Source organism: Leucobacter sp. UCD-THU, assembly GCF_000349545.1.
Classification (GTDB): domain Bacteria; phylum Actinomycetota; class Actinomycetes; order Actinomycetales; family Microbacteriaceae; genus Leucobacter; species Leucobacter muris.
This window is the reverse complement of record NZ_KB714600.1, coordinates 105648-116414: the sequence shown is the minus strand read 5'-3', so window position 1 is coordinate 116414 and position 10767 is coordinate 105648. Positions and strand designations below refer to the sequence as shown.

Here is a 10767-nt window from a genome sequence, read left to right as displayed (position 1 = left end):
CGGCACGGTGAGAAAACGCTTTCGAAAAGCCGCGCGCTCGGCGAAGCACAGCGCCCCCTGCGGCATCGCCCTCGCCCGCGCCGAGCTGGCGCTGAACCGCACCTCCGAGGCCGCGGTGCAGGCGCACCGCGTGCTCAGCACCGCCGGCATCGCACCGCGCAACCGCCTCGAAGCCGAGCTGGTGCTCGCGTGCTCGGCGCTGCGCACGGGGCACGAGCGCGACGCCGCGACGCTGCTGCCCCGCATCGCCGAGCTGGTGAGATCGACCGGCATGCGTGCGCCGCTGCGCGCGATCTCCCTCCGCGACCGCGACGCGCTGAGGGAGGGGATGATCCACGCGGGCGTCTCGCCCGACATCGTCTCGCTCATCGCGGTCGAGGCGTCGCGGACCGACGCCGACGTGACCCTCATGAGAGGGCTCAGCCCGCGCGAGCAGGCCGTGCTCGAGGTGCTCGCCGAGACGGGGGCGATCGATGAGATCGCCGCGCGCCTGTACGTCTCGCGCAACACGGTGAAGTCGCAGCTGCGCACCGTCTACCGCAAGCTCGGGGTGTCCTCTCGCGAGGCCGCCCTGACGCGCGCGGCCGTGCTCGGGCTGCTCGAGGATCCGGCCGCCTGATCCATCGCGTCGGCGTCGGAAGCGCTCGAAGCGTTGGCGGCGTTGATGATCGCGACGAGTCCGGCGCCCTGCGGCGCGCGGTCCCGGCCCGCGGCCCAGGCGACACCCGAGGGTCCGCGGTACTCGACGAGCGCGAGCGCCTCGCTGCCGTCTGCGGATGCGAGGGTGCTGTGCACCAGGTCGAGCACCTCGATCCCGAACCCGTACTGCGCGAGCGCGGCCACGAGCGCCTCGGTCGGCGCCGCGGTCTCGTGCGAGCTCGAGCGCGGGCGACCGTCGATTCCGAGGCCGACGTCGACTCGGCAGTCGTCGCCCGTCTCTGACGCGGTGACCCCGATGAGCTCGACGCGGCCGTGCCCCGGGCCGAGGTACGCCTCCTCGAAGATGCGCCACAGTTCGGCGGCCGTGACCTCGGCGCCGGTGGTGTCGGTGTGGCGCTGCACCTGGCGCGCGAAGTCGATCTGCAGGCGCCTGGGCAGTTCGATCCCGTACTCCGTCTCGAGCAGATACGCGATCCCGCCCTTGCCCGACTGCGAGTTGACGCGGATCACGGCGTCGTAGCTGCGGCCGATGTCGGCGGGGTCGATCGGCAGGTACGGCACCCGCCACGCGATCTCGCCCTCGGATCGGCCCTCGGCGGCGGCGCGTGCGCGGTGCTCGGCGAAGCCCTTCTTGATCGCGTCCTGGTGGGTGCCGCTGAACGCCGTGTGCACCAGATCGCCCGCGTACGGGTGCCTCGGGTGCACCTCGATGCGATTGCAGTGCTCGACGGTGCGGCGGATCTTATCGATGTCCGAGAAGTCGATCATCGGGTCGACGCCCTGCGCGTGCAGGTTGAGGGCCAGGGTGGCGATGTCGACGTTGCCGGTGCGCTCGCCGTTGCCGAAGATGCAGCCCTCGACCCGCTGAGCCCCGGCGAGCACCGCCAGCTCGGCGCAGGCGATGCCGGTGCCGCGATCGTTGTGCGGGTGCACCGACAGGATCACACTGTCGCGGCGGGCGAGGTTCAGGTGCATGTACTCGATCTGATCGGCGTAGACGTTCGGGGTCGCGATCTCGACGGTGGCGGGCAGATTCAGGATCACGGGCCGCTGCGGGGTCGCCCCCCACAGCTCGGTGACGGCGTCGCAGATGTCGAGCACGTAGTCGGGTTCGGTGAGGTTGAACACCTCGGGGGAGAACTGGAAGCGCACGTTCGGCATGTCGCCGGCGAGGCGCAGCACGTCCCGGGCGCCCGCGAGGATCAGCTGCTTGAGCGAGGCGCGGTCGTGGCCGAGCACCAGGGTGCGCCAGCTCGGCGCCGTGGCGGTGTACATGTGGATCACGACCGGGTTGGCGATGCCCTGGATCGACTCGACGGTGCGCTCGATGAGGTCGCGCCGGGCGGGGGTGAAGACCACGATCGTCACGTCCTCGGGGGCGATCGCGGTGTCGGCGATCAGCCGCACGAAGTCGTAGTCGGTCTGCGAGGCCGACGGGTAACCGACCTCGATCTCCTTGTAGCCCATCGAGACCATCAGTTCGAAGAAGCGGCGCTTGCGCTCCGGATCCATGGGCTCGGCGAGGGCCTGGTTGCCGTCGCGCAGGTCGACCGGTACCCACAGCGGGGCTGCGGTGAGGCGACGGGAGGGCCACTCGCGCTGCGCGAGCGGCACGTCGACGCGCGCGTACGCGTCGGTGTAGCGGTGCGACGGCATCCGGGAGGGGCGCTGCCGGTTCCATGCGGGGGAGTCGACGGTCGCGCCGTGAGGTGCGGAGAGGCGGGGGAGCGATGAGGTGTGCACGGGGATCCTTGCGGTCGGTGAATCGAGCGACCGGCGCAGATCTCGGCTCCACGGCGGGGAGCCGGTCTGGCTACGCCCCGCCGTGGCGGAGAAGCAGGAGGCATTCCACGGAGAACATGGGTAGACTGTAGCACAACTCCTCAGATAAGTAGAGAAGATGGGGGATGAGCATGCCGCAGGTGAAGCGGACGCCGCTGGCCGATCAGGCGGCCGAACTGCTGCTGGAGCGCATCAGGGCGGGCGAGTGGAAGCTGGGCGAGAAGCTGCCCGGGGAGACCACGCTCGCGCCCCAGCTCGGTGTCGGCCGCTCCACCGTGCGCGAGGCGATCCGGCAGCTCGCGGGCCGGGGCGTGCTCGCCTCCCGACAGGGGGCCGGGGTCTTCGTCACCGCGCTCGACGCGCCCGAGGACTGGGACGCGGTGCTGCGCCGATCCGACATCGCGACCGTGATCGAGGCGCGCATCGCGATCGAGAGCGAGGCCGCCGCCCTCGCGGCGGCACGGCGGACCCCCGCGGACCTGCGGGCCATCCGCCGCGCCCTCGCCCGCCGGTCCGAGCACCGCTCCGAGATCGAGAGCCACGTCGACACCGACACCGAGTTCCACCGAGCCATCGTCGCGGCCGCCCACAACCCGATCCTGCTCGAACTCTTCGACGGCTTCACCCCCCGGCTGCGCGCGGCCATGATCGAGATGCTGCGCCTGCGCAAACGCTTCGGCGGAGAAGCCGACCACGACACCCACGTCGAACTCGCCGACGCGATCGCCGGGCGCGACGAGGCGGCGGCGGCCGCGCTCAGCCGCGCCCACCTGCGCTCGATGCAGGAGAGCCTCGGATGAGGGCGCCTCGGTAGAGTGAGGGGACGGGCCGCGGATCGGGCGGCGCGCACGCGCACCCCGGCAGCCGCGCGCGACTCGCGCGTGCACCCGGCCCTGGCGAGAGGGGGAACCATGACGCAAGAGTTCTCAGTCGGCGACCACGTGTGCTGGAACTCCGAGGCGGGCCGCGTCTCGGGCACGATCATCAAGGTGCACACCGACGACTTCGACTACAAGGGCCACCGCCGACGCGCCTCCGCCGACGACCCGCAGTACGAGATCAAGAGCGACAAGACCGACCACGTCGCCGCGCACAAGGGGAGTGCGCTGCGACGACTGCGGTGAGCGGCATGCCCGGCCTGCCGTTCTTCACCGTCGGCCACTCGAATCGCGAGCTCGGCGAGTTCATCGAACTGCTCGAGCAGCACGCGGTGGAGTCGCTGGTCGACGTGCGCAGGCTCCCAGGGTCGAGGCGCTACCCGCAGTTCAACGCCGACGCGCTCGAAGCGTCGCTCGCAGACCGCGGCATCGCGTTCCGCCGCTCCGAGGGGCTGACCGGGCGACGGCCCGTCAGCCGGGAGGTGCCGTTCGAGGTGAACGCGTGGTGGCAGAACCGCAGCTTCCACAACTACGCGGATCACGCCCTCGGCCGCGAGTTCGCCGACGCGCTGCTGGAGCTGCGCAGCGCCGGATCGGAGCGGCGCACGGCGGTGATGTGCTCGGAGGCGGTGTGGTGGCGCTGCCACCGCCGCATCATCGCGGATCACCTGCTGGCGGCCGGCGAGGAGGTGCGGCACATCCTGGGGCCGATCCGATCCGACCCCGCCGCGCTGAGCGCCGGGGCCGTGATCGGCGCCGAGGGCGAGGTCTCGTACCCCGCGCGCCCGTGAGCGCGATCCGGCCTCTGACCCCTGGGAACCTCGCCGAGAGGCGAATCTCGCGCCTCGGGGCTTCGCCCTCCATGCACGATCCGCCTTTCGGCGGGTGCCGGCGGGCTCCGCTCCGCGGGGGCAGCGCGGGGCGGCCCGCGATCCTGAGAGCGGGCGCGGCAACCCCCGTTAGCCTCGGGCCTACAAGCCGGGTGATCCCAGGGGGTGGAGCTCATGTGCCGCTGGCTCGCGTATCTCGGTTCGGCGATCCCGCTCGAAGACGTGCTCGTGCGTCCCGACCACTCGCTCATCGACCAGAGCCTGCTGGCGCGCGACCTCACACTGCCCGGGGATCCGCGGGCCGCGCAGTTCCGTCGCAGCGCCTTCCCCACGAACGGCGACGGCTTCGGAGTGGCCTGGCGCGGCCGGGCCGGAACCCTGGGGCAGTACCGCCAGATCGAGCCCGCCTGGGACAGCCAGAACCTGCGGCACCTCGCCGCGCAGATCGAGTCGGACTGCTTTCTGGCGCACGTTCGCGCGGCCCCCGGCGGCACGATCGCCGAGCAGAACTGCCACCCGTTCGTGCACGGCGGGTGGATGTTCCAGCACAACGGCGAGATCCACGGCTTCCCGAGGGTGAAGCGCGAGCTGGCCCTCGACGTCGACCCCGCGCTGTACCCGTCGATCCTCGGCAACTCCGACTCCGAGGTCTGCTTCTACCTGGCCCTCGGCTACGGTCTCGCCGAGGAGCCCGTGAAGGCGCTCACGCGCATGGTCGGCCGGGTCGAGCGCGCGCGACGCGAGCGGGCGATCGCCGAGCCCTTCCGAGCGACGGTCTGCGCCTCCGACGGCTCGCAGCTGGTCGTGCTGCGGTGGACGAGCCCCGACGCGCCCCGCGCCGAGGCGCCGACGCTGTTCCACTCGGCGGGGGCCACGGCCCTGCGCACCGTCGACGGAACCGAGGATCGGCTGCCGCGAGACGCTCAGCTCGTCGTCTCGGAGCCCCTCGAGCTGCACTGGAGCAGCCGCACCTGGCACGAGGTCGAGGCGGGGACGGTCGGTGTCTTCCGCAGGGGAGAGGAGCCCGCCTTCACGCGGATCGAGCCGACCGCCTGAGTCCGGCCTCAGGCGGTCCGCGCCGGGAGGAAGTCGGACGCATCCGAACGTCCGGTCGGTGACACGAAGATGCGCGTCGCGTCACCCGGGTCGCAGGGGTCGAACACCAGCGGGCGGCGCGCGCCGATGCCGGGCACCTCGCTCGGCGGGAGCAGCACCTGGCACTTCACCCACCGGCTGCGGCCCTCGGCGTCCTCGAACCTGAGCGTGATCGTCGCGGCCACGCGTGCGGCCTCGGTGGGGCCGTCCGGCGACCGCACGACCTCCGCGTCGACGAGCGATCCGCTGCGCAGCATCTCGGCCGCGAGCTCGGAGTTGCGCGCCCGGTATCTGCCCGACGCGATGCGGCCGAGCAGGCTCGCGATCCCGAGCAGCGCGAGCAGGCCCGGCAGCCACCACTGCGCCGCATACATGATCCACGCGCCGAGGCCCCAGGGCTCGTCGTCGTGGAACGTGGGATCGACCGCCACGCCGATGGCGTCCGGCGCCGCCCACATGGTCGTCGCGACCCACGTTCCGAGCGCGAGGCCCAGCAGCACGAGGGTGAGCGGACCGACGAAGGCGAAGAAGGTGGTGCGGCCCGTGTAGCGGTGGTTCCACTTCGAATACTGGCCGAAGAGCAGGATGCACGCGAGCACGCCGACCGGGATCGCGGCCGCCCGCACGGCGATCGGCACCCCCGCATCCCAGTTGCCGAACACGCTGTTGAGGGTGACGACGCGCAGCTGGTCGAAGACGCCGCCCACGCCGAGCCCCAGCACCGCGGCCGCGAGCAGCCCGCCCGCACCGAAGAGCAGGGCCGCAGTGAGTGCGGCGGGCGATCCCCGGAGAGCGGCGGCGGTGCGGCGTTCGGACTCCACGGGGTCGGTGAGACTCATGGACTCGAGTGTATCGAGGGAGCCCCGCGGTCGCGCCCGTGCGGGCCCGCCTCGGCCGAGACCATGCCGCGCCACACGACATCGAGCGCGGCGGCCATGCGCCGCTGCGTCTCAGCCGCTGACAGGTCGGCGCCGCGCACCACGAACTGGTAGTAGACGATGCCCGCCATCGCATCGATCGCGGCGGACACGTCGAGATCGGCGCGCAGCCGCCCGTCGTCGACCGCGGCGCGCAGAGAGCCCTCGAGCGGCGTGCGCCGTCGCTCCACGTGCGACTTCCAGTACGCCTGCTGCAGTTCCGGGTTCGCGACCACGAGTTTCAGTCGCTGCCTGAACCGGGTCTCCGGGTAGACCCCCGGCTCCTGAGACGGGATGAAGTTGCGCAGGAGCGCGACCCGCAGATCGTCGTCGGGCGCGATCGGCGGGTAGGCCGTGCGCCCCACGTCGAGCGCCGCGGCGATGAGGTGCGTGATCGAGGGCCACCGGCGGTAGAGCGCTGCTCGGCTCACCCCGCTGCGCTCGACCACCTTCGAGACCGACACGTCCTCGCCCGCGTCGAGCAGTTCGATCGCGGCCCGCAGGATCGCGTCGTCGAGTCTCGCGACGCGCGGGCGCCCGGGCCCCGCGCTCCCGGCCGCGGCGTCGCCGCGTGCAGCGTCGCCGCGGCCGGCGACGCCGCGGCCGGGAGCGCGGGGCCCGGGATCCCGATCCGGTGCGAGGGTCACGCCGCGTTCGCCCCCGTCGGAGCGGCCGCTCCCGCTCCCGCGCGGGCGTCGACCGCCCGCGCCCGCAGCCGGGCCACGGTGTCGTCGGAGAGCCCCGCGCGCCGCAGCGGCTCCAGCGGCTCGTCGTAGCTGCCGCGCAGATGCCCCAGCAGGCGCCGCATCGAGACCGACATGTCGCCCTCCGCGAGCCCGCCCATGCGCAGACGGCTCTCGTCGAAGCCGAGCTGCGCGAGCATCGGACCCATGACGCACGAGATGCGATCCACGATCGCCGGCATGTTCGCGCCCGTCTTCGCGTAGTCGGTCACGATGTCGTCATCGTGGGCGCCGAGTGCGAGCAGCAGCGCGGCCGCGAGCACCCCCGTGCGATCCCGGCCCGCGGCGCAGTGGAACGCGGTCGCGCCCGGCGTGTATGCGATCACGTTGAGCGCGGTCACGAGCTGCGATCCGCAGCTCTCGAACATCGACACGTACGACTCGCCCATCGCCTCGTGGGTGAGCGAGTGCTGACGCCGCATGTCGCGGCCGATGTCGGCCATGAGCGGCAGGTGGTGGTAGGAGACCGCGCGGGAGCCGAACGGACCGCGGCCGGTGATGCCGACCTCGGCGGGGGAGCGCAGATCCACGATCGCGGTGAGGCCGTCGCGCTCGAGCGAGGCGGCCACGTCGTCGGTGACGAGCGCGAGGTCGTCGGTGCGGATCGCCACCCCGCTGCGCAGCACGCCGCCCGAGACGGGGATGCCGCCGAGGTCGCGCAGGTTCACGGGGGCGCTGAGCACGAGTTCGCGGGTGAGGATGGTGGTGGTCATGTGATTCGCTTTCTGATGAGGGCCGACCCCTGGTCGATGAGGGTGACGAGCACGATGATGCAGATGATGATGGCCGAGAGGTGGCCGTAGTCGTACATGCGCATCGCCGTGGTGAGTTCGAGGCCGATGCCGCCGGCGCCGACGAGGCCGAGGATCGTCGCGCCCCGCACGTTGCCCTCGAACAGCAGCAGCGTGTACGACACGAGCAGCGGGGCCGCCTGCGGCAGCACCCCGTACTGCACGACCTGACGCTTCGAGGCGCCCACCGCCTCCATCGCGGTCATCGGGCCGCGGTCGACCGACTCCATCGCCTCGGCGAAGATCTTGCCGATCGAGCCGATCGATCCGAGGGTCATCGCGAGGATGCCCGCGAAGGGGCCGAGGCCCACCGCCGACACGAACATGAGCGCGAACACGAGGTCGGGTACGGCGCGGATGATGTTCATCACCCAGCGCGCCGGGTAGTACAGCCACTTCGGGGCGATGTTCGACGCCGCCGCGAACGCCACGAACAGCGACAGCACGGCGCCGAGCACGGTGCCCACGACGGCCATCTGGAAGGTTTCGAGCAGCAGCGCGAGGATGGTGCCGATCTTCGAGAAGTCGGGCGGGAAGAGCCGCCCCACGAACTCGACCATGTTCGCGGAGCCCTCGCCGAGCTTCGCGAAGTTGAACTGGGCGCCGTCGAACGACCAGAGCAGCAGCAGGATCGCGATCGGGATCGCGATCAGGAATCGGGCGCGCGGCACCGAGAACGCGCGCTCCATGCGTGCGCGCTCCTCGGCGGGGAGCTCCTGCGCGGTCGAGACGTCGCGACGCTCGCGCTGTTCGGTGACGGCGCTCACGCTGCGACCTCCGCTCGACCGCTCGTGCCGGCGCCGCCCTCGAGGTGCTCGTCGTGCGCGTCGTACAGCAGCGCGAGCTGGTCGGCGTCGAGATCCTCGGTGCGATCCGAGATCACCATCTGGCCGTGGCGCAGGCCGACGATGCGGTCGGAGTGCTGCAGGGCGAGCGGGAGCACGTGCAGGCTGACGAGCACCGGGATGCCGTCCTCGCGCGCGATCTGCTGCAGCAGATCGAGCACCGAGTGCGACATCTTCGGGTCGAGCGAGGCCACGGGCTCGTCGGCGAGGATCAGCTGCGGAGACTGCATCAGGGCGCGAGCGATCGCCACGCGCTGCTGCTGACCTCCCGACAGCTCCCGGGCCTGCGCGCCCGCCTTGTGGGCGATGCCCACGCGGTCGAGCAGCGCGAGCGCGCGGCGCCGGTGCGCCGACGAGAAGCCTCCGACCAGGTTGATCGGCCCGGCGCCGTGCAGTGCGCCGGCCAGCACGTTCGTGAGCACGCTCAGGCGGCCGACGAGGTTGAACTGCTGGAAGACCTGGCCCACCGAGGCGCGCACCTCGCGCAGCCGACCTCGGCGCACCCGCGTCATGTCGGTGCCGGACACGGTCACCGATCCGCCGCTGATGGGGGCGAAACCGGTGAGGCTCTTCATGAGCGTCGACTTGCCCGATCCGGACGAGCCGAGCAGGGCGACGGTCTCGCCGGGGAACAGCTCGAGGCTCGCGCCGTCGAGGATCAGCGGACCGTCGTCGGTGTAGCGCACCCGCAGGTCGCGCACGGAGACGAGGGGAGCGGGGTGCGGGGCGAGGGCTGACGCGGCTGCGCCCGCGGCGGTCTCGACCGGTGCTCGCTCGATGCTCGGGACCGCGGTGCCCGCGACGCGCGGCGCGGTCGCGGCACCCGCCGCGCTCGGGATCGCGCTGCTCACTTGAGATCCTCGAGCTTCACGCCGGCGACCTCGGCGATCTCGGCGAACGGCGCGAAGCTCGCCGGTGCGGGGGCGACGGTCTGCGTGAGCCCGGCGAACGAGCCCATGGCGCCGAGCGCTTCGGCGTTCTCCGCGGCGAACACGGCGGCGATGCCCTCCTCGATCACCTTGCGGGTCTCGGGGTCGAGCGACTTGCGGCCGAGCACGGTGCCCTGCACCGCCATCGACGGGCTCTCGCCCACGGCGCGCCACTCGCCGTCCTTGAACGGGAACATCGGCTCGCCCATCTCGGTCAGCATGAACGCGGTGCAGGCGCCGTCGACCTGGCCCTGCTGCAGCGCGGCGAAGCTGCCCTCGTGGCCGCCTGCGAAGATGGCCTCGTAGTCGACGTCGCGTTCGAGGCCGGCCTCGTGCAGCATGTAGTTCGGCATGAAGAAGCCCGAGCTCGACGCCTGGTCGGCGAATGCGACGGTCTTGCCCTTGAAGTCGGCGACCTCGGTGATCGGGGAGTCGTTCAGCACCACGCAGGTGGAGACGGGCTCGTCGATGCCCTCGAAGGCGACCAGGGCGTCGACCTCGCCCGTGTTCACCGCGAGGGCCGAGGGGAAGCCGCTCATGATGCCGATGTCGACGTGGTCGGCGCGGATGGCCTCGACGACGCTGAGGTAGTCGGGCACGTCGGTGACCTCGACCTCGCGGCCCGTCGCCTCCTCGAAGAGTTCGGCGAACACGTCGATCGGGTTCTCGGCGGTGGGGTCGTCGCCGAGCGGCAGCGTGGCGATGGTGATGGGGGCATCGGCATCGGCCGGAGCGGCCTCCGCTCCGGCGCTGCAGCCGGTGAGGGCGAGTGCGGCGATGCCGGTGAGCGCGATGGCGGAGAGGGTGGTGGGCAGTGCCTTCGGGAGAGCGGGCTTGCGCATTGGGGGAGAGACCTTTCGAGGTGAATCCGTGCCCTCGGAACTCCGAGAACACCGGTATTCAAACGCGCGAAGGTAGCCGGGAATTACGAGACCGGCGTACTGGTAAAGGAACGGAATCTGAACAGCGGGTGAAGCCTCCCGTCGCGCGCTCGGGCCCGCGCGATCCCAGGCCTGCGTGATCCCGCGCCTGCGTGATCCGGGCCCGCGCGATCCCGCGCTCGCGTGGTCCCGAGCCTGCGTGATCCCGGGCTCGCGTGGTCCCGAGCCTGCGTGATCCCGGGCCCGCGTGATCCTAGGCTCGCGTGATCCCGAACCCCCGTCGAAAGGCGGATGTCGCACCTCCGGGCCGCAGATCACGTGCAAAACCCGCCTCTCGGCGGCCAGTCAGGGCGGTGGGTCGTGCTGCGGGGTGGGGCCGAGTCGGGATGCGAGTAAGAGGTGTGGATCGCGCCCGG

12 protein-coding genes are annotated in these 10767 nt (G+C 71.8%); 5 read left to right on the top strand and 7 right to left on the bottom strand.

The features are described 5' to 3' along the window. A partial coding sequence (locus tag H490_RS32615; RefSeq protein ID WP_193743382.1) for a helix-turn-helix transcriptional regulator occupies window positions 1-619 on the top strand: 619 nt, incomplete at its 5' end. Here the strand turns inward: H490_RS32615 and H490_RS20000 are convergent. After that, window positions 535-2316 (bottom strand): 2-isopropylmalate synthase, encoded by a 1782-nt coding sequence (locus H490_RS20000; RefSeq protein WP_017883198.1) that lies wholly within the window; start codon window positions 2314-2316, stop codon window positions 535-537. The genes H490_RS32615 and H490_RS20000 overlap by 85 nt on opposite strands. 257 nt (window positions 2317-2573) lie before the next feature. Between H490_RS20000 and H490_RS19995 the strand changes: the two genes are divergently transcribed. The 4 genes from H490_RS19995 (at window position 2574) to H490_RS19980 (ending at window position 5206) form a co-directional block, all read left to right on the top strand. Further along, window positions 2574-3242 (top strand): FadR/GntR family transcriptional regulator, encoded by a 669-nt coding sequence (locus H490_RS19995; RefSeq protein ID WP_031289733.1) that lies wholly within the window; start codon window positions 2574-2576, stop codon window positions 3240-3242. Window positions 3243-3353: 111 nt separating this feature from the next. Next, the gene (locus tag H490_RS19990; RefSeq protein ID WP_017883196.1) at window positions 3354-3566 is read left to right on the top strand and encodes a DUF2945 domain-containing protein; all 213 of its coding nucleotides are present in this window, start codon (window positions 3354-3356) and stop codon (window positions 3564-3566) included. 5 nt (window positions 3567-3571) lie between these two features. After that, window positions 3572-4111, top strand: a complete 540-nt coding sequence (locus tag H490_RS19985; protein WP_031289731.1) for a DUF488 family protein — start codon at window positions 3572-3574, stop codon at window positions 4109-4111. A gap of 213 nt (window positions 4112-4324) precedes the next feature. Further along, window positions 4325-5206: a class II glutamine amidotransferase gene (locus H490_RS19980; protein WP_017883194.1), complete on the top strand. Its 882-nt coding sequence runs from the start codon at window positions 4325-4327 to the stop codon at window positions 5204-5206. 8 nt (window positions 5207-5214) lie between these two features. Here H490_RS19980 and H490_RS19975 read toward each other — a convergent pair whose 3' ends face one another. Genes H490_RS19975 through H490_RS19950 form a run of 6 tightly spaced genes read right to left on the bottom strand, consistent with a single transcriptional unit; the run spans window position 5215 to window position 10312 of the window. After that, the gene (locus H490_RS19975) at window positions 5215-6084 is read right to left on the bottom strand and encodes a hypothetical protein (RefSeq protein ID WP_017883193.1); all 870 of its coding nucleotides are present in this window, start codon (window positions 6082-6084) and stop codon (window positions 5215-5217) included. After that, window positions 6081-6809 carry a TetR/AcrR family transcriptional regulator gene (locus H490_RS19970; RefSeq protein WP_017883192.1) on the bottom strand — a complete coding sequence of 243 codons (729 nt, stop codon included), beginning with the start codon at window positions 6807-6809 and terminating at the stop codon, window positions 6081-6083. Before H490_RS19970 ends, H490_RS19975 begins: the two co-directional genes overlap by 4 nt. Beyond that, window positions 6806-7618 carry a tyrosine-protein phosphatase gene (locus H490_RS19965; protein ID WP_017883191.1) on the bottom strand — a complete coding sequence of 271 codons (813 nt, stop codon included), beginning with the start codon at window positions 7616-7618 and terminating at the stop codon, window positions 6806-6808. Before H490_RS19965 ends, H490_RS19970 begins: the two co-directional genes overlap by 4 nt. After that, the gene (gene phnE, locus H490_RS19960; RefSeq protein ID WP_017883190.1) at window positions 7615-8463 is read right to left on the bottom strand and encodes a phosphonate ABC transporter, permease protein PhnE; all 849 of its coding nucleotides are present in this window, start codon (window positions 8461-8463) and stop codon (window positions 7615-7617) included. Before phnE ends, H490_RS19965 begins: the two co-directional genes overlap by 4 nt. Beyond that, on the bottom strand, window positions 8460-9392 hold the full coding sequence (locus H490_RS19955) for a phosphonate ABC transporter ATP-binding protein (RefSeq protein ID WP_017883189.1): 933 nt from the start codon (window positions 9390-9392) through the stop codon (window positions 8460-8462). The genes phnE and H490_RS19955 overlap by 4 nt, the downstream gene beginning before the upstream one ends. Next, window positions 9389-10312, bottom strand: a complete 924-nt coding sequence (locus H490_RS19950; RefSeq protein WP_017883188.1) for a phosphate/phosphite/phosphonate ABC transporter substrate-binding protein — start codon at window positions 10310-10312, stop codon at window positions 9389-9391. Before H490_RS19950 ends, H490_RS19955 begins: the two co-directional genes overlap by 4 nt. Between the last annotated feature and the right edge of the window lie 455 nt (window positions 10313-10767).